Annotated in this window: 15 protein-coding genes and 1 tRNA gene; 9 read left to right on the forward strand and 7 right to left on the reverse strand. The window is 70.3% G+C overall.

Annotated elements, in window-relative coordinates; genetic code table 11:
- Positions 1–31 precede the first annotated feature (31 nt).
- The 3 genes from JWR86_RS08060 to JWR86_RS08070 all read left to right on the forward strand — a co-directional run bounded on the left by JWR86_RS08060 (position 32) and on the right by JWR86_RS08070 (position 5,460).
- Positions 32–1,042 carry a chemotaxis protein CheB gene (locus JWR86_RS08060; RefSeq protein ID WP_299563342.1) on the forward strand — a complete coding sequence of 337 codons (1,011 nt, stop codon included), beginning with the start codon at positions 32–34 and terminating at the stop codon, positions 1,040–1,042.
- A 56-nt stretch (positions 1,043–1,098) separates the two neighbouring features.
- A complete protein-coding gene (locus JWR86_RS08065) occupies positions 1,099–1,707 on the forward strand; it encodes a chemotaxis protein CheB (RefSeq protein ID WP_299563344.1) in 609 nt (202 codons plus the stop codon).
- Positions 1,708–1,887: 180 nt separating this feature from the next.
- Entirely contained in the window at positions 1,888–5,460 is a 3,573-nt protein-coding gene (locus JWR86_RS08070) for a CheR family methyltransferase (protein WP_299563346.1), read from the forward strand.
- Here JWR86_RS08070 and JWR86_RS08075 read toward each other — a convergent pair.
- On the reverse strand, positions 5,457–6,425 hold the full coding sequence (locus JWR86_RS08075; RefSeq protein ID WP_299563349.1) for an NAD-dependent epimerase/dehydratase family protein: 969 nt from the start codon (positions 6,423–6,425) through the stop codon (positions 5,457–5,459). The two genes, JWR86_RS08070 and JWR86_RS08075, sit on opposite strands and share 4 nt — an antisense overlap.
- Before the next feature lie 115 nt (positions 6,426–6,540).
- Here JWR86_RS08075 and JWR86_RS08080 point away from each other — a divergent pair, with 115 nt between their 5' ends.
- Positions 6,541–7,911 carry a nucleotide sugar dehydrogenase gene (locus JWR86_RS08080; protein ID WP_299563352.1) on the forward strand — a complete coding sequence of 457 codons (1,371 nt, stop codon included), beginning with the start codon at positions 6,541–6,543 and terminating at the stop codon, positions 7,909–7,911.
- A 32-nt stretch (positions 7,912–7,943) separates the two neighbouring features.
- Positions 7,944–9,095, forward strand: coding sequence for a DegT/DnrJ/EryC1/StrS aminotransferase family protein (locus tag JWR86_RS08085; RefSeq protein WP_299563355.1), 1,152 nt, complete (start codon positions 7,944–7,946; stop codon positions 9,093–9,095).
- Positions 9,096–9,242: 147 nt separating this feature from the next.
- On the opposite strand, the gene JWR86_RS08090 is transcribed toward JWR86_RS08085, so the two are convergent.
- The 4 genes from JWR86_RS08090 to JWR86_RS08105 form a co-directional block, all read right to left on the reverse strand.
- Positions 9,243–9,317: transfer RNA gene (locus tag JWR86_RS08090), tRNA-Val, on the reverse strand.
- Between the two features lie 665 nt (positions 9,318–9,982).
- Complete coding sequence (gene pcaF, locus JWR86_RS08095; protein WP_299563358.1) at positions 9,983–11,185, reverse strand: 3-oxoadipyl-CoA thiolase; 1,203 nt, start codon at positions 11,183–11,185, stop codon at positions 9,983–9,985.
- A gap of 13 nt (positions 11,186–11,198) precedes the next feature.
- Positions 11,199–12,326, reverse strand: a complete 1,128-nt coding sequence (locus JWR86_RS08100; RefSeq protein ID WP_299563361.1) for an NADH:flavin oxidoreductase/NADH oxidase — start codon at positions 12,324–12,326, stop codon at positions 11,199–11,201.
- A gap of 7 nt (positions 12,327–12,333) precedes the next feature.
- Positions 12,334–13,080 (reverse strand): glucose 1-dehydrogenase, encoded by a 747-nt coding sequence (locus tag JWR86_RS08105; RefSeq protein WP_299563364.1) that lies wholly within the window; start codon positions 13,078–13,080, stop codon positions 12,334–12,336.
- Between the two features lie 197 nt (positions 13,081–13,277).
- On the opposite strand from JWR86_RS08105, the gene JWR86_RS08110 reads away from it, so the two are divergent.
- The 4 genes from JWR86_RS08110 to JWR86_RS08125 all read left to right on the forward strand — a co-directional run bounded on the left by JWR86_RS08110 (position 13,278) and on the right by JWR86_RS08125 (position 15,728).
- Positions 13,278–13,688, forward strand: coding sequence for a response regulator (locus tag JWR86_RS08110; protein ID WP_299563367.1), 411 nt, complete (start codon positions 13,278–13,280; stop codon positions 13,686–13,688).
- Positions 13,689–13,906: 218 nt separating this feature from the next.
- Positions 13,907–14,308: a response regulator gene (locus JWR86_RS08115; protein WP_299563370.1), complete on the forward strand. Its 402-nt coding sequence runs from the start codon at positions 13,907–13,909 to the stop codon at positions 14,306–14,308.
- 125 nt (positions 14,309–14,433) lie between these two features.
- Entirely contained in the window at positions 14,434–14,925 is a 492-nt protein-coding gene (locus JWR86_RS08120) for a sterol desaturase family protein (RefSeq protein ID WP_299563373.1), read from the forward strand.
- The gene (locus tag JWR86_RS08125; protein WP_299563376.1) at positions 14,922–15,728 is read left to right on the forward strand and encodes a fatty acid desaturase; all 807 of its coding nucleotides are present in this window, start codon (positions 14,922–14,924) and stop codon (positions 15,726–15,728) included. Before JWR86_RS08120 ends, JWR86_RS08125 begins: the two co-directional genes overlap by 4 nt.
- On the opposite strand, the gene JWR86_RS08130 is transcribed toward JWR86_RS08125, so the two are convergent.
- Together JWR86_RS08130 and JWR86_RS08135 are read right to left on the reverse strand one after the other, a co-directional pair.
- Positions 15,661–16,587 (reverse strand): phytoene/squalene synthase family protein, encoded by a 927-nt coding sequence (locus JWR86_RS08130; RefSeq protein WP_299563379.1) that lies wholly within the window; start codon positions 16,585–16,587, stop codon positions 15,661–15,663. The genes JWR86_RS08125 and JWR86_RS08130 overlap by 68 nt on opposite strands.
- Positions 16,584–18,089: a phytoene desaturase gene (locus JWR86_RS08135; RefSeq protein ID WP_366914570.1), complete on the reverse strand. Its 1,506-nt coding sequence runs from the start codon at positions 18,087–18,089 to the stop codon at positions 16,584–16,586. Before JWR86_RS08135 ends, JWR86_RS08130 begins: the two co-directional genes overlap by 4 nt.
- Positions 18,090–18,165 lie beyond the last annotated feature (76 nt).

Consider the following 18,165-nt stretch of genomic DNA (forward strand, 5'->3'; position numbering starts at 1 on the left):
CCGCTTGCCCACCGGGTCGAGCGCGTGAACCATGGCCAACCGGGATCTTATCGTCATCGGCGGATCGGCGGGCGCCACGTCCCCGCTGAGGTCCATTCTCAGCGCGTTCCCGTCGGATCTTCCCGCAGCCGTGCTCGTCGTCCTGCACGTCCCGGCCCGGAGCACAGGCATCCTGACCGCGGTGGCCCGGAGCATCGCCCACCTGCCTGTCCTCCAGGCCGAGGACGGCATGAGGGTGGAGCGCGGGCACGTCTACATCGCTGGGCCGGACCGGCACCTGCTGATCAATGGCGACCACATCAAGCTCGGCCGGGGGCCGCGCGAGAACATGACCCGCCCGGCCATCGATCCCCTGTTCCGCTCGGCCGCGCTGTTCTACGGCCCGCGCACCATCGGGGTTGTTCTGAGCGGGCTCCTGGGCGACGGCGCAGCCGGCCTGAACGCCATCAAGCGCTGTGGCGGCCTCGCCGTGGTGCAGGAGCCAGAGGACGCGACGGCCGCTGAAATGCCGCGCCGGGCCATGCAGGCGACCGCCGTCGACCTCCGGCTGCCGGCGGCTGAATTGGGAAGCGCGCTGTTGAGCTTGGCGCTGGGTCCGGCCGGACCCATTCTGCCGGTCCCGCCCGAGATCCGCCTGGAGCTGGACATCGCGGCCGGCGAGCGTATCGATTCGGAGCGCCTCCGCGAGTTCGCCGACGTTGCCCCACTCAGCTGCCCGGGCTGCGGCGGCGTCCTTTCGGCAGTCCGGGGGGGAAAGCCGCTTCGGTTCCGCTGCCAGGTCGGACATGCCTATGTGGCCGACGCGCTCGCCACGGAGCAGGAAGACCGCGTGGACGAGGCGCTCCGGGTCGCCCTCCGGATCATCGAGGAACGGGCCGAACTCGTGCGCCGCATGGCCGAGGACGGCCGGCAGAGCGGCCGCCGGGCCGTGGCCGACATGTATGACGGCCGGGCGGAGGAGTATTCCCGCTATGCTGAGACGATCCGACGTGTCGTGATCGAGTCCTTCGAGAAGCGGCCGCCGGCTGAAGCTGACGCATAGGATCCGCGCCGATCTTGGTCCTTGTCGGCGCGTCCGATTGCGCCGAGTGTGCACGGATGAGGCAGACGCCGCAGGGGCCCGTTCAGGAGTTCCGGGAATCGATCGTCGCCATCGGCGCCTCCGGCTCGCAGGGTCTGGACGACATCGGACGCGTTCTACGGCTGCTGCCGGCGGGCTTGCTGGCCGTCGTGATGGTCGTGCTGCACCGCCCGGCCGGCGAGGCCAGCCGCCTGCGAGATGTGCTGTCCCGGGGCAGCAGCCTGCCCGTGCTGATCGCCAGCCAGGATCTCCGTCTGGAACTGGGGCGCTGCTATATCGGCGAGCCCGACGCTCACCTTGCGCTCGCCGCTCCGTTGCTGGGCGACCTGGTGCCGGATTTCGGCAACGCCCACCGCAACCGCTCGGTCGACCTGCTGTTCACGTCGGTGGCGCGGCACGCGGGGGCCCGCTTCATTGGCGTGGTCCTGTCCGGCTCACTCGACGACGGGTCCCGCGGCCTGGCCGCGATCCACGAAGCCGGCGGCACGACAATGGTTCTCACGCCCGGGGACGCCGGGTTTCAGGGCATGCCCGAGAACGCGATCGCCTACGACGGCCCGATCGACGTGATCGGCAGCCCGGAGCGGATCGCGGCCGAGATCGTGTTGCGCGTCGGCTGCGGGTAGCCTTTCGGAGATGATGGGAGACGCGCCTCGGGGGATCGGCGGCAGCCCGGGGCCGACGCGATGCCGGGTGCGCGGGAACCAGAGGACCATGCGGCCCATTCCCAGATCTCGGCATCAGGTGAGGCCCGCTGCGACGACGGTGGTGATGGCGATGCGGCACCGGATCTGGTTACTGGCCCGATGAGCGGAACATTGGAGGCGACCGGGGAGTCGCGGGACGGGGAAGGCCAACAGCGCGAAGACACCCTGCTCGACGCGCGCCCTGTTGTGGTCGGCGTGGGCGTGGCCGAAACCTCCATCGGCTCGGTCGAGCGTCTCATCTGGGCGATGCCGGCCTGCCCGGAATGGGCCACGATCGTGGTGGCGGGACACCGGGAATCCTTCAACGAGGAGCGCTTCAGCCGGGCCGTGGCTGCGCATGGTGGATTGCGGCTCGCCCCCGCACAGGATGGCGGGGCTCCGGCGTCCGGGACGATCTACCTCTGCGCTCCCGACGTCATCCTCACCCTCAAGGATGGGCTGTTCCAGATCCGCCCGGCCGAAGAGGATCCCGGCCACCGGGGCACAATCGACAGCTTCCTGGTCTCTCTGGGGGACGACCTGGATGTCCGCGCCGTCGCGGTCGTTCTGGAGGGCACGGGCGGAGACGGCACGCTCGGCGTCGCGACGGTCAAGGAGCATGGCGGGCTCGTCATCGCCGAACTGGGCCCGGGCGAGCGCGCGGACGAGATCACGACAGGGCACCTGCCGGCCTCCCTGGCCGATTTCGTCCTGCCCGCCGAACACATTCCGGAGCGGATCTCGGCCCATATTCGGCAACTCACGACCATGCAGTTGACGCAGCGGTCGCGCCAGGAGGCCGAGGAGGTGCATGCGTGGCTGGGCCGCATCGCCACCATCCTGCGCAACAAGACCGGGCACGACTTCCACGGCTACAAGTCGGGCACCTTCATGCGGCGGGTCACACGCCGCATGCATGTTCTCGAGGCGGCGACGATCGAGGCCTATGTCGAACGGCTCCGGGCCGACGGCGACGAAGTCCAAAACCTGTTCAACGACCTCCTGATCGGGGTCACGCAGTTCTTCCGCGACAAGCAGGAATTCGAGCTCCTCGAGCATCGCATCATACCAGCCCTGTTCGAGGGGAAAGGGGCCGCCGACCAGCTCCGGGTCTGGGTTCTTGGATGCGCAACCGGCGAGGAGGCGTATTCGCTGGCGATCCTGCTGCGCGAGCAGCTCGCTCACCGTGAAGAGGCGCCCAGGATCCAGATCTTCGCGACCGACATCGACGTCCGGGCCCTCGCGGCCGCACGGGCGGGCCGGTATGCCAAGTCGATTGCGGCCGATCTCTCGCCCGAACGGCTTGGCCGCTGGTTCGTCAGGGAGGGCGAGACCTACTGCGTCGTGAAAGAGCTGCGCGAGATGTGCATCTTCTCGTCGCACAACGTGACCAAGGACGCGCCGTTCTCACGGCTGGACATCGTGTCCTGCCGCAACCTGCTGATTTATCTCGACAGCAACCTGCAGAGCCGGGTGATCCCGCTGTTCCACTTCGCTCTGCGGCCGGGTGGAATTCTGTTCCTCGGCAATTCCGAGAACGTCACCCGCCACGGCAAGCTGTTCGAGCCCATCGACCGCCGGTCGCGCATCTTCCGCCGGCTGGAGGTCTCGGGACCGAGCATCCCCGAACTGCCAATCTCGGCCATCGGCTACCGGCCCGCCAACATCCCGCAGCTGGCCCGGGCGCCGCGCCTCACAGGCTCGCTTGAACGCCGGGCGGAGCGGATCGTCGAGCGCTTCGCCCCAGCCTACGTGATCATCAACGCGCAGTTCGAAGTGGTGCATTTCTCCGGGCCCGTGGGACCTTTCCTGGGGCCGGTGAGCGGCGCGGCTAGCCTCGATCTGGTGAAGCTGCTGCATCGCGACCTGCGGGCCGATCTCCGGGCCGCCGTGCGGCGCTGCGCCGAGCAGGACGGCGCTGTCGAGGTGGAGGGGGTCCACTTCAAGATCGAGGGCCGGGACGCGCTGGTCCAGCTCTTCGTGGCTCCCATCCGCGAGCGGCCCGAAGCCGCCCGGCACTTCGTGGTGGTTTTCCAGGACGCGGTGGTCCGGCCACCGTCCGGCTTCGTTCCGCTGACCGGGGGCGCGCCATCCCAGAACGAGCGCATCGAGCGGCTCGAGGCGGATCTCGCGGCCAAGAGCGAGCGCCTCGAGGCCACGGTGGAGGAGCTGGAGAGCACAAACGAAGAGCTGACCTCGTCCAACGAGGAGTACCAGTCAGTCAACGAAGAACTCCAGTCGGCAAACGAGGAACTCGAAACCTCGAAGGAAGAGCTTCAATCCATCAACGAGGAGCTCAACACGGTCAACAGCGAGCTGGCTCACCGCGTCCAGGAGCTGACGACAAAAACGAGCGACCTCAAGAACTTCCTCGAGAGCACTCACATTGCCACGCTCTTCCTCGACAACGATCTCAGGGTCACGAACTTCACGCCGTCCGTGAAGGAGATCTTCCACCTGATCGAGAGCGATATCGGGCGCCCGCTCTCGGATATCAGGTCTCGCATCCCGGTCGACCAGCTCTTTCAGGACGTCGCCAAGGTTCTTCGTACCCTCTCCACGATCGAGCGCACGGTGAAGGAGGAGGCCACAGAGGCGTGGTTCATTGTCCGGGTGCTGCCCTATCGGAGCGTCGACAACTTCATCGCCGGCGTAGTGATCACGTTCACCAACGTGACGTCGCTGACCCGGGCCGAAGAGGCGCTGAGGCGCAGCGAGGCGCGCCTGCGCGCGATCTTCGAGAGCGCGGCGGAATACGCCATCATCACCATGGACCGCGACCGGCGCATCACGGGCTGGAACCCGGGCGCCACCAACATGATCGGCTGGGAGCCGAGCGAGATCTCAGGCCAGAGCGCGGATGTCATCTTCGTCCCCGAGGACCGCGCCGCGGGTGTGCCCGAACGGGAGGTCGCGACCGCCGACGAAAAAGGCCGGGCGCTGGACGAGCGCTGGCACCTGCGCAAGGACGGCGTCCGCTTCTGGGGCTCGGGCGTCACCACGCCCCTCCAGGACGGTGACCAGGTTGGCTACCTGAAGATCCTGACCGACCGGACGGAGGCTCGCGCAGCCGAGGAACGCCGTCGCGTGCTGCTCGGCGAATTGCAGCATCGCGTCCGGAACACGCTCGCAGTGGTCCGCTCCATCGCCCGGCGGACCTCTCAGACGAGCGAGACCGTCGAAGACTACGCCATGCATCTCGACGGCCGCCTGAACTCCTTCGCGCGGGTGCAGTCGGGCGTGACACGGGATCCGAGCGCTGGGCTCGACCTGGCGATGCTGGTCGCGGACGAGTTGCTCGGCTGCGGCGCGCACGAGGGCAAGCAGCTCACGCTGGGCGGCCCCAACATGCGGCTGCAGCCGAAGGCGGCTGAGACGCTGGGCCTCGCCATCCACGAACTCGCCACCAACGCGATCAAGTACGGAGCGCTGACGAGCCCCGACGGGCATATCGACATCAGCTGGGCCATTGCCGGCCAGAGCAGCGGGCCGGTGCTGCAATTCGCGTGGGTGGAGAGCGGCGTTTCGCTGGATCCCGCCGCGCCCCGGCGGCGTGGCTTCGGCACCGACCTTCTGGAACGCACCCTGACCTACGAGCTCAAGGCCGAAACGCGCCTGGAATTCCGCCCGGACGGGTTCCGCTGCTCGGTGGTGATCCCGCTGACGGAGCGGGTCGCAGCCATCCGGCTCTAGCGAGCCGCGGCGGCGGCCCCCGTCGCCCGCAGAGCCGCCGGGGTGTCGACCACGTCGGTGTCGCCGAAGGCGTGCCGGAACCCTGCCGAATCGACCTCCAGATCGCCGAACAGGCGCCTTGCCGCCCCCTGGCGTCCGAGCAACGTTGCGAGCCGGCGAACGAGGCCGACCGGCACCGGCACGAGCGCCGGGCTGCGGCCGGCGCCCTCCCGCAGGTGGCGCACGATGGCGCTGGTCGAGAGGGGCGTGCGGTCCCCCAGCACGAAGGTGCCGGCGACAGGCGCTTCCACCGCCCGGGCCACCGCAGCCGCGACATTGTCCAGCGACACCAGCGTCCGGCGGTTGGCGATGCCCCCCAGCGGCAGGGGCACGGGCCAGGCCGCCCAGCGGGCCAGCCGGCCAAGATTGCCGCCGACCCCGGGGCCGCAGACGAGCGGCGGCCGCAACACGGTCAGGATGGGGCCCTGCGGTCCCGCCGCCATGGCGGCCCCGCGGAGGTCCCGCTCCGCCGCGGCCTTTGAGCGGGCATAGGGAGTTTCAGGACGAAGCGGGCTCGCGTCGTCGAAGGGGGCCCCGGCCGGGCTCTCGCCTCCCAGAACCGTGATGCTGCTCATGAAGACGAAACAGCGCACGCCCGACCGGACCGCCGCCTCGAACAGCCGCCCCGAACCGAGCCGGTTCACCTCCTCGAACCGTGCCGCCTCGCTCTCGGCCCGCTCCGGCGCGACATGGACGTGCGCGGCGAGGTGCACCACCGCCTGCACCCCTTCCAGCGCGGCGTCCCACTCGGTGTCCGGGCCGATTTCGCCCACGACAACACGGCGCAGCCCGGCCTCGCCCGGGTCAGGCCTGCCCGGGCGCCGGGCGGCCAGCGTCAGCTGCCAGCCCCGGCCGCGCAGGCTCTCGACGACCCGGCGTCCGACAAAGCCGGTGCCGCCCGTGACCAGAACCCTGCCTGTGCCCATGGCAGCGGGGTAGCCTTTCGACCCGTCCGGCTCAACCAGCCGGCTTGATCGGCTCTGCGGGCTTGCCTAAACCGCGGCGAGGCGGCAGCTCCTTCCAACTGCCGGACGAGTTCCCATGGACGCAGCCCTGGCCGCGGGCCCGGGCTTCGACCTCCCGGGCGCCTTCGCCGAACTTGAACGCCGCATCGCGACCCGCACCGCCCGGGTGGGCGTGGTCGGGCTGGGCTATGTCGGCCTGCCGCTCGCCCAGGCCGTCTGCGAGGCCGGGTTTCCCGTGCTGGGCTTCGACATCGACTCGGCCAAGGTCGCCCTCCTCAACGGCGGCCGCTCCTACATTCGCCAGGTCGCCGACGCGACCGTGGCCAGCATGGTCGGAACCGGGCGCTTCGAGGCGAGCGCCGATCTTGCCCGCTTCGGCGAGGCCGACGCCGTCCTGATCTGCGTGCCGACGCCGCTGGGGCCGCATCGCGAGCCCGACCTCTCCTTCATCGAACGAACCTGCGAGGGGATCGCCAGGACCCTGCGGGCCGGGCAGATCGTGGTGCTCGAATCGACCACCTATCCGGGCACCACGCTGGAGGTGGTGCGGCCGATCCTGCAGCGCGCGGGGCTGCTGTCCGGGCGGGATTTCCTGCTTGGCTACTCCCCCGAGCGCGAGGATCCGGGCAATGCCGTCCACGCCACGGCCGCCATCCCCAAGGTGGTCAGCGGCGACGGCGCTCTGGCCCTCAGGCTTGCCACCGCGCTCTATGCCGGGTTCGTCGACCGCGTGGTGCCCGTCTCCTCCCCGGCGACGGCGGAGGCCGTGAAGCTCACCGAGAACGTGTTCCGGGCGGTCAACATCGCGCTCGTGAACGAGCTCAAGCTCATCTACGGGGCGATGGGAATCGACGTCTGGGAGGTGATCGAGGCGGCCGCGACCAAGCCCTTCGGCTTCATGCCGTTCCAGCCCGGGCCGGGTCTCGGCGGCCACTGCATCCCGATCGACCCTTTCTATCTGACCTGGAAGGCGCGCGAATACGACGTGTCGACACGGTTCATCGAGCTGGCGGGCGAGATCAACACGGCCATGCCCCGCCACGTCGTGGATACGTTGGCGACAGCGCTCGACCGGCAGGCCGGACGTGGACTCCGCGATGCCGACATCCTGGTGATGGGCCTCGCCTATAAGCGCAACGTAGACGACACCCGCGAGAGCCCGGCCCTGCGGCTGATCGAACTGATCGAGGCGAGAGGCGCGCGGGCCGCCTATCACGACCCGTTGATCCCGGTGATCCCGCCGACGCGCGAGCACGCGGCCCTGTCCGGTCGGCGCTCGGTCGCGCTCAGCCCCGAGGCGATCAGGGCGTTCGACGCCGTCGTCATCGCGACCGATCACGACGGCGTGGATTACGGGGCCCTCGCCGCCTCCGCCCGGCTCGTCATCGATACCCGCAACGCGCTCGGGCGCGCCGGCCTGTCCGGCCCGACCGTCGTGAAGGCCTGACAGGGCCGCCCCGCGGCCCGGAGATCCATCCCATGAACAAAGCCGTCACGCCTCCGTCCCTGCCCTTCATCGACCTCGCGGCGCAGCGGCGCCGGCTCGGGCCGGCCCTGGAAGAGGCGATCCTCAACGTGGTCCGCCACGGCGCCTACATTCTCGGGCCCGAGGTCGAGCAATGCGAGGCCGAGCTCGCGGCATTCTGCGGGGCCAAGCACGTCGTGTCCTGCAGCAACGGCACGGACGCGCTGAGCCTGGTTCTGATGGCGAAGGGGGTGGGCCCCGGACAGGCCGTGCTCTGCCCGAGCTTCACCTACACGGCAACGGCCGAGGTGGTGGCCCGGGCGGGCGCCGTTCCGATCTTCGTGGACGTGCACGAGCACACGTTCGACCTCGACGCCGAACATCTCGGGGCCGCCATCGCCAAGGCGCGGCAGCTCGGTCTCGACCCGGTCGGGGTGATCCCGGTCGACCTCTTCGGGCAAGCGGCCGATTACGATTCCATCGCGCCCATCTGCGAGCGCGAAGGGCTTTGGATGCTGTGCGACGCCGCCCAGAGCTTTGGCGGGACCTACGGGGACAAGCGGCTCGGCACCTTCGGCCTCGCGACCACCACGAGCTTCTTTCCGGCCAAGCCGCTCGGCTGCTACGGCGACGGCGGGGCGATCTTCACGGAGGACGACGACCTCGCCGCAGAGCTGCGCTCGCTCCGCTTTCACGGCCTCAATCCGGACCGCACGGACCACGTCCGAATCGGCATCACCGGCCGGCTCGACACCATCCAGGCCGCCGTCCTGCTGCAGAAGCTGCGCATCTTCCCCGACGAGATCGAGGCGCGCGGCCGCATCGCGGCCCGCTATTCGGAGGCCCTGGCCGATGTTGCGACCCCGCCCCCGCTCCGGGCCGGATCCATCTCAGCCTGGGCGCAATACACGATCAAGGTAAGGGCGGAGCAGCGCGATGCGCTGGCCGCCAGCCTGCGCGCGCAAGGGATCCCGACCGCGATCTACTACAGCAAGCCCGTGCACCAGCTTGCGGCCTACCGGCACTACCCCACGGCCGGCAACGGTCTGCCGGTCACCGAGGCGCTGAGCCGCCAGGTGATCTCGCTGCCCATGCACCCCTATCTCGACGGCGAGACTCAGGATCGCATCATCCTGGCGGTGAGGTCAGCGCTCGCGGGGGCCTGAACGAAGAAGCCCCGCCTTGGGGGCGGGGCTTCTGTGTGGTCGTCCTCCGGGGTGGACCGGGTCCCGGGAACGGCTGAGCCGGTCTTTAGCCCGGCATCGTTTACCAAAGGTAAACGGGAGGCTGAACGGCTCGGCAAGGTCGGAAGATGGTGGGCGCGACAGGGTTCGAACCTGTGACCCCTGCGATGTCAACACAGTGCTCTACCACTGAGCTACGCGCCCGGGATGCGGCAGAACCGCACCGGCTCCGGCCGTATAGTGGCTCCCCGGCGGGCATGCAAGCGACCTGCGCGTCGAACAGCGGATTGTTCGCCCCACAAACCTCAGGGCACCACGGCTCGCACGGCTTCCCCTCCGGCCCGGCGTGCGGCCTGCAGGCGGGCGGCGCAGAAAGCGCTCGGCGAGCTGGTGAAGGAGCAGCGCGGGCCGCCGGTTCGACGCGGCACACCGCGCATAGGAGCCGGTGGCCGAGTTGGTAGCCGGCTGCGCACCAAGGCGTATCGGTCATGTCACAGAGGCGGCCCCGGCCCGGGCGGGGGCGAAGGCCGGAAGGGCTTCGACCCAGTTCTCGCGGCGCCGGCGTCGGAGCAGCGAGAGCCCGATGCGGCGGGCGGGGGGAAAACGCGGACCGGCGGAAACGAGCCGCCGAGCTTGTCAGGGTAGACGGAGACCGCGTCGGGGACGATGAACTCGACAGAGCGGACGCCCAGCGCGTCCGCCCGCCTGATCCGACGCAGGATCAGTCTGCGCCACGTGGCAAGCCGCGGCAGGGTTCCCGGCTGCCATGACTACATCCGGGCGAAGCAGGCCCGGGCTTCAGGTGGAACAGCTATCCGCCGATCCCGACGGCGATCTCCGGCGGCCCCGAATGGAGCCGCCGGCCCTGCTCAGCCCACGCGCTCGAAGGCCATCGCGACGCCCTGCCCCACGCCGACGCACATCGTGGCGAGGCCATAGCGGCCGCCGCGATGGGCGAGTTCGGCCACGACGTCCATGGCGATGCGGCTGCCCGACATGCCGAGCGGGTGGCCGAGCGCGATGCCGCCGCCATTGGGGTTGACGTGCTCGGCGTCGTCCGGGAGGCCGAGCTGCCGCAGCGAGGCCAGAACCTGGGACGCGAAAGCCTCGTTTAGCTCGATGAGGTCGAGGTCGGAGACCTTGAGCCCAAGCCGTTGCAGCAGCTTCTCGGTTGCCGGCACGGGCCCGATCCCCATGATCCGCGGCGGCACGCCGGCCGAGGCGAGCCCGAGAACGCGGGCCCGCGGCGTGAGCCCGTACCGCTCCGCCGCGGCGGCGGAGGCGAGGATCAGGGCTGCGGCGCCGTCATTGACGCCGGATGCGTTGCCGGCCGTCACGGAGCCGCCCGCCCGGATCGGCTTCAGCTTGGCCAGGCTCTCCGCCGTGGTGTCGGGGCGCAGGTGCTCGTCCCGCTCGACACGGGTCACCTGCCCCTTGCGGCCGGCGATCTCCACCGCGACGATCTGCCGGCCGAGCCGCCCGCTTTCCTGCGCGGCGGCCGCGCGGCTCTGCGAACGCAGCGCGAAGGCGTCCTGGTCGGCACGGCCGACCTGGAACTCCTCGGCCACGTTCTCGGCCGTGTCGGGCATCGAATCGACGCCGTACTGCGCCTTCATCAACGGGTTAATGAAGCGCCAGCCGATGGTGGTGTCGTGGATGTCGGCCGAGCGCGCGAACGGCGTCTCGGCCTTGCCCATGACGAACGGCGCACGGGTCATCGATTCGACGCCGCCCGCGATGCAGAGATCGGCCTCGCCGGCCTTGATCGCCCGCGCCGCCGCGCCCACGGCGTCGAGGCCGGAGGCGCAGAGGCGGTTCAGGGTCGAGGCCGGCGTCGAGGCCGGCAGGCCGGCCAGCAGCGCCGCCATGCGGGCGACGTTGCGGTTGTCCTCGCCGGCCTGGTTGGCACAGCCATAGAACACCTCGTCGACGCCCTCGGCGATCCCCGGGTGGCGCTGCAGGAGCTCCCGGATCGGCACGGCCGCAAGGTCGTCCGTCCGGACGGAGGCCAAGCCTCCGCCGTAACGGCCGATCGGCGTGCGAACCGCGTCGCAGATGAAGACGTCAGGCATGGCTCTCGTCCCTCTACTCGGCGGCCTGCGCCAGTCCGACGGACACCTGCTTGTAATCCGCTCCGGGCCAGAATTTCGGCGCGGCCCGCTCGTATTGCGGCGGGCGGTGGACGTCGCCCCCGAGCACGCGGGCGGCGTTCCAGGCCCAATGCGGCTCGTCCAGAGCGGTGCGGGCCAGCGCCACCATGTCGGCCTGGCCGGAGCTGACGACCTCTTCGGCCTGTTCCGGCGTGACGATGAGCCCGACGCTCCAGACCGGAATGTCGACCCGGCGCTTGACCTCGGCCGCGAACGGCACCTGGTAGCCGGGTCCGATCTGGATCTTCTGCTTCAGCGAGATGCCTCCCGAGGAGACGTCCACATAGTGGCAGCCGCCGCGCTTCAGCTCGGACGCGAAGGCCACCGTATCCTCGACCGTGATGCCGCCCTCGATCCAGTCGGAGGCGCTCACCCGCACGCCGACCGCCATGCTCTCGGAGGCAGCGGCCTTGACGGCGTCGAACACCCGCAGCGGGAAGCGCATCCGGTTCTCGAGCGAGCCGCCATAGCTGTCCTGGCGGTGGTTGGAGACCGGCGACAGGAACTGGTGCAGCAGATAGCCGTGCGCGGCGTGGACCTCGATCACGTCGAAGCCGAGGCGGACCGCCCGCTTGGTGGAATCGGTGAACGCCGCCACCATCCGGTCCATGTCGGCCTCGCTGGCCTCGGCCGGCGTGTGCCAATCGTCGGCGAACGGCAGAGCCGAGGCGGACACGGTCGGCCACGGGTCGGCGTCGGCCGCCAGGGCGCGGCCGCCTTCCCACGGCGGCTGGCTCGACGCCTTGCGGCCGGCATGGCCGAGCTGGATGCCGAGCTTGGCCGAGCCGTGCTTGCGGCAGAAGGCCAGCACCCGGCCGAGCGCGGCCTCGTTCTCGTCGTTGTAGAGGCCAAGGTCCCCATGCGTGATGCGGCCGATCGCTTCCACGGCCGTCGCCTCCAGCACCAGCAAGGACGCGCCCGACATGGCGAGCGAGCCGAGATGAACGAGATGCCAGTCGGTGGCGTCCCCGTGGATGGCCGAATACTGGCACATCGGCGCGATCACGACGCGGTTCGGCAGGTCGACCTGGCCGAGCCGAATGGGGGAGAAGAGTTGACTCATGATAACCTCAGATGCAGCGGCCGCCATCGACGGTGAGGACAGCGCCCGTCACCATCTCGGCCTCGTGGGAGCACAAGAAGAGAGCCGCATTGGCGATGTCCTGCGGGGTCGATAGCCGGCCCCACGGGATCGTAGCCTGGAAGGCGGCCCGCTTCTCGGGCGTGTCTTCGCCCATGAAGGAGGCGAGGAGGGGAGTGTCGCCGGCGACCGGCGCGATGGCGTTGACCCGGATCCGGTCGGGAGCGAGTTCGACGGCCATGGATTTGGAGAGCAGGTTCACGGCGCCCTTGGAGGCGTTGTACCAGGTCAGGCCCGGCCGGGGGCGCACGCCCGCCGTCGAGCCGATGTTCAGGATCACGCCGTGGCCGCGCTGGCGGAAATGCGGCACCACGGCCTGGGCAAACAGGTAGATCGACTTCACGTTCACGGCGAAGACGCGGTCGAACTCGGCCTCGCCGACGTCCAGCATCGGCTGGTTGCGGTGCGTGATGCCGGCGTTGTTGACCAGGATGTCGAGGCCGCCGAGCCCGGCGATGGCCTCGGCGGCAACGGCCGCCACCTCGGCCGCGTTCGCCACGTCGCAGCGGTACGGCATGGCGGCCGGGCCCAGTTCCCGGGCGGCCCGCTCGGCGGCTTCGCCGTTGATGTCCAGAAGCGCCACAAGGGCGCCTTCCCGGATGAAGGTCTCTGCGATGCCGCGTCCGAAGCCCTGCCCGGCGCCGGTCACGATCGCGGTCATGTTGCGTAGCCTCATGCCCCCCTCCCCGTTCGCCCTCCTGTGGGCGTCCCGGGTGTCTCAGCCCTCAGGCGGACGCCGTCAACCCGGCGGGAGGGGCGGACAGGCTTGTCGCGGAGCGTGGTTTCCGCAACACTCGCTGCGTCGGAACACCAGACGCGGCAGACGCGCGGGTCGTCGGCGGCGGGGGCGAGCGCGCGCGACAGGAGCGGCAGATGCCCCATCCGTCAGGCCGACGGCCCATGACCGCCCTGATCGTCGAGGACGATCTCGGGCAAAGCCAGCTCGGCGCCGTGATGCTCGAGCAGTTTGATCTCACCGTTCGTCAGGTCCGTACGGCCGAGGAGGCCATCGATCACCTCTGCCGGGAGCGCGGCGAGGTGACCTTGCTGCTGGCCGACATCCAGCTCCCGGGCGCCATGGACGGCTTGGCCCTGGCCCGCCGCGTGGCGGTGCTCTGGCCGTCCGTGAGCCTCATTGTCACCTCCGGCCGGCCGGCCGTGGGCGCCGGCGAGCTCCCGGACCGCGCGACCTACATCCCCAAACCCTGGCGTGCGCTCGACATCGTGGCCGTGGCCGAGCGGGCGGCCCGCCGCCACCCCTCTGTCCGAACCGTCCAGCTCTGACCCGCGGGCACTGCGCGCCGCCTCCCGCGCGCCCTCCCCGCCGCGCGGTCCTGCGCCGGGCGTCCCAAACCGGTCCAACGGCGGCCCAGGGGCGAGCTGGCCGATTAAACCTTCGTTAGCGTTTGAATGCTCAAATCAACTTGTCGTTTACCAGCCGCGGTCGGGCAGGGTCATTCGGTCGGAAGACTTCGCAACTCGTCAACCATCGGAGGAGTGCCGTGGCCAGGACACTGTCTGTGCTTCTCGTGGCGAGCGACGGGCTCACGCGCCAGATCACCTCCAACGGGCTCAGCATGTACGGCTACGAGCCGCTGCTCGCCAAGGATGGCGCGGAGGCCATGGCGGTGCTGGCCGGGGAGCGCCGCATCGACATCCTGGTGGTGGATGCGGACATCACGGGGGAGGTTTCGGGGCTCGCGGTCGCCAAGGCGGCCCGCCAGCTCAACCCCCGCACCGACGTCATCTACACCTCCCGGATGCCGTTCCGCATTCCGGAGGCCGAGAAGGTGAAGGGCGCCCCCTCCATCCGGACGCCCTACCAGCCGCAGCAGATCGTCGGCATGATCTCGGAACTGCGCCAGCGCGGGGGGTCGGACGAACTGGGCCGCCGCGTCGCCTGAGCCTCCAGGCCGATCACGCTCTCGTCAGCAGGCTGCCCACACGCCTCTCCGGCCCTCTGCCGGACGGGGCCGGCCCGTGACATTCGGTGGCCGCCTCCCCATCTCCGGCGCTAAGGATGCCGGGCATGCAGATCCTCACCAACGCCGCCATCGTGGTCGCGACCGTGCTCGCCATGGAGGGCGTGGCCTACCTGGCGCATCGCTTCATCATGCACGGGCCGGGCTGGGGCTGGCACCGCTCCCATCACGAGCCGCACGAGGGCACGCTCGAGAAGAACGACCTCTACGCCGTGGTGTTCGGCGCGTTGGCCGTCGGCCTCTTCCTGTTCGCCTCGACCGAGTTCGGCCCACTCTACTGGGTGGCCGTCGGCATGACGGTGTACGGGCTGCTCTACTTCTTCGTGCATGACGGGCTGGTGCACCAGCGCTGGCCGTTCCGACACGTACCGCGCAACCGCTATCTGAAACGCCTGGTCCAGGCGCACCGGCTGCATCACGCCGTCGAGGGCCGCGAAGGCTGCGTGTCCTTCGGGTTCCTGTATGCGCCACCGGTGCGGGACCTGCGGCAGACGCTGCGGACCCGGCGCGGCGGCCTCGCCCGCGAGGGGTCGGAGTGACCGCCCCGAGCAGGGGCTGGCCGGCCCTCCGGCAGGCGGCCATCGGGCTCGCGCTGGCGGCGCTGATCCTCTCGGCCTGGCTCGTCATCCATCTCTACGGCGTGTTCCTGTTCCGGTGGAGCGCCGAGGAGCTGCTGCTCCTGCCGATCCTCCTGCCGCTGCAATGCTGGCTCAGCGTCGGGCTGTTCATCGTGGCCCATGATGCGATGCACGGCTCGCTGGCGCCGTACCGGCCCGGCCTGAACCGGGCGGTCGGACGCCTGGCGCTCCGGCTCTATGCCGGCTTTTCCTATGACCGGCTGATCGGCAAGCACTTCGCGCACCACCGTCATTCGGGCACGGCGCAGGATCCGGACTTTCACGCGGACGCGGCGAGCGGGTTCTGGCCCTGGTATCTCGGCTTCATCCGCGCCTATTTCGGCTGGCGAGAATTCCTGACGCTGGCAGCTCTGCTGGTCGTCTACGTGGCCGTGCTTGGGGCCTCGCCCTTGAACGTCGCCGTGTTCTGGGGACTGCCGGCCGTGCTCTCCTCGGTGCAGCTCTTTTATTTCGGCACCTACCTGCCGCACCGGCACGAGGACAGGCCCTTTGCCGATCACCACCGGGCCCGGTCGAGCGAGCTGTCCCGCCTCGGCTCGCTCCTGTCCTGCTTTCATTTCGGCTACCACCACGAGCACCACGCGCAGCCGCACGTGCCCTGGTGGCGCCTTCCCGCGGTGCGGAAGGCCCCGCCGGTCAGCCCGGCCGGGAATAGGCCGGCCGCGGCGGAGGGCTCCGGCGCCCGAACCGGCCCAGCACGCTGACTCCGCCGGAGAGCACAAAGGCGAGCTTGCGGGCCGAGGAGGTCGAGACCCGGCCGTCCCAGGCGCCCGGACCGCGGCGTTTCACTTCCAGCCCGATCGCCCGGTAGATGTGCCGGGCGCTGGCGATGGCCCAGGCCGACCGGGGCGGCAGGTGCGCGATGCCGGTCGCGGCCGAGAGGTAGAACGGCTCGGCCGCGTCCACGAGGCGGGCGGCGAGCGGCGCCAGCCGGGCGCGGTGGCGCGGATCGGCCACCTCGGCCTGCGGAATGCCGGCCTCGTCGAGCCAGGCGCCCGGCAGGTAGACCCGCCCCGCCTCCGCGTCCTCGACGATGTCGCGCGCCATGTTGGTGAGCTGAAAGGCGAGCCCGAGATCGCACGCCCGGTCCAGCACGGCCGGATCGCGCACGCCCATGATCTGGGCCATCATGATCCCGACCACGCCCGCCACATGGTAGGCGTAATCCAGCGTGTCACTGAGCGTGGCGTAGCGGCGGCCCTCGACGTCCATCCGGAATCCGGCGAGGTGCTCCAGCGCGTGACGGGCCGGAATGGCGTGCCGCCGCACCACCTCGCCGAGCGCCGCAAAGGGCGGCTCGGCCGTCGGCTCCCCGGCCAGGGCCGCCCGGGTCTTGCGCTCGAGTTCGAGAAGCCGCTCGGCCGGCGCCTGCACCGGCGCTTCCGGGCCGGCATGGCCGAGCTGCTGGCCGTCCACCACGTCGTCGCAATGCCGGCACCAGGCGTAGAGCAGCGTCGCGCTTTCGCGCGTGTGCCGGTCGAACAGCCGCGATGCGGCCGCAAAGCTCTTGGACCCGGCCCTGATGGCAGCCGCGGCGGCGATCAGGGTGGGGTCCGTCGTCACCGGCCGAGAGCCGCATCGGCCAGCATCAGGCCGGCGGTCGCCTTGGCCGAGCCGATCACGCCCGGAACCCCGGCGCCGGGATGCGTGCCGGCCCCGACCACGTAGAGATTCGGGATGGCGTCGTCACGGTTGTGCGGCCGGAACCAGGCCGACTGGGTCAGGATGGGTTCGAGCGAGAAGGCCGAGCCGTGATGGGCGTTCAGCTCGGTTCGGAAATCCGTCGGCGCAAAGGTCCGCACCGTGACCAGATCCTCCTTCAGGCCGGGCAGGCAGCGCCGTTCGAGGTAGCTGAGGATGCGGTCGCGGTAGCGCGGCGCCTCGGCCTCCCAGTCCAGCGGTGCGGTGCCGAGATGCGGCACCGGAGCCAGCACATAGAAGGCCCCCGCCCCCTCGGGTGCGAGCGACGGGTCGGTGGCGCAGGGGGAGTGGAGGTAGAGCGAGAAGTCGTCGGCCAGCGTCTCGCGGCGGAAGATCTCGTCGATCAGCGGCCGGTAGCGCGGCCCGAACAGCACGGTGTGGTGCTGCAATTCCGGGCGGTGCCGGCGCAGGCCGAAATAGATCACGAACAGCGACATGGAATGCCGCTTGCCGGCGAGCCGGCGGCCCTCGCGGCGCCCCCGAGGCTCGTCGCGCAGGAGGTGGCCGTAGGTGTGGACCACGTCGGCGTTGGATGCCACCGCGTCGAAGCTCTCCGCCCAGCCGTCGCGGCAGACGACCCGGCGGGCGCGCCCGCCCTCGACCTCGATGCGGTCGACCTCCGCCCCGAGCCGGACCGTGCCGCCGCTCTCCTCCAAGAGCCGCACCATGCCGCGCACCAACGCGCCGGTGCCGCCGCGGGGGAACCAGACACCCCAGCGCCGCTCGAGCGCGTGGATCAGCGCGTAGATGGCCGAGGTGTCGAACGGGTTCCCGCCGACCAGCAGCGAGTGGAAGGAGAAGGCCTGCCGCAGCTCCTCGTCCCGGATAAAGCGCGACACGATCGAGTAGACGCTGCGCCACGCCTGAAGCCGCGCCAAAGCCGGCCCGGCCCGGACCATGTCTCGGAAGCGCAGGAACGGCACGGTGCCAAGGCGCAGATAGCCCTCCTCGAACACCTCGGTCGCGTAGCGCAGGAAGTTCCGGTAGCCCTCGACATCAGCCGGGTTCTTGGCCGCGATCTGGCGCTCCAACGCGTCCTGGTCGTTGACGTAGTCGAACGTGAACCCACTCTCCCATTCGAGGCGGTAGAAGGGGCTCACCGGCAGCAGCTCGACATGCTCCCCGAGGCGCCGGCCGGCCACCTGCCACAGCTCTTCGAGGGCCGACGGATCGGTGATCACGGTCGGGCCGGCATCGAAGGTGAAGCCCTGGTCTTCGTAGACGTAGGCACGCCCGCCCGGCTTGTCGCGCTTCTCCAGCACCGTGACGTCGTAGCCGCCGGCCTGCAGCCGGATCGCCAGCGCCAGCCCGCCGAAGCCCGAGCCGATCACGGCCGCACGGGGACGAGAGGCGCCGGCCGCCACCGTCAGGCCGCCCGGCTCGCCGAGGCCGCCGGTGGCAGCGCCCCGGGGCCGACCGGGCGGCCGGTTGCCAAGACCC

The organism is Enterovirga sp. (assembly GCF_028290205.1).
Classification (GTDB): domain Bacteria; phylum Pseudomonadota; class Alphaproteobacteria; order Rhizobiales; family Beijerinckiaceae; genus Enterovirga.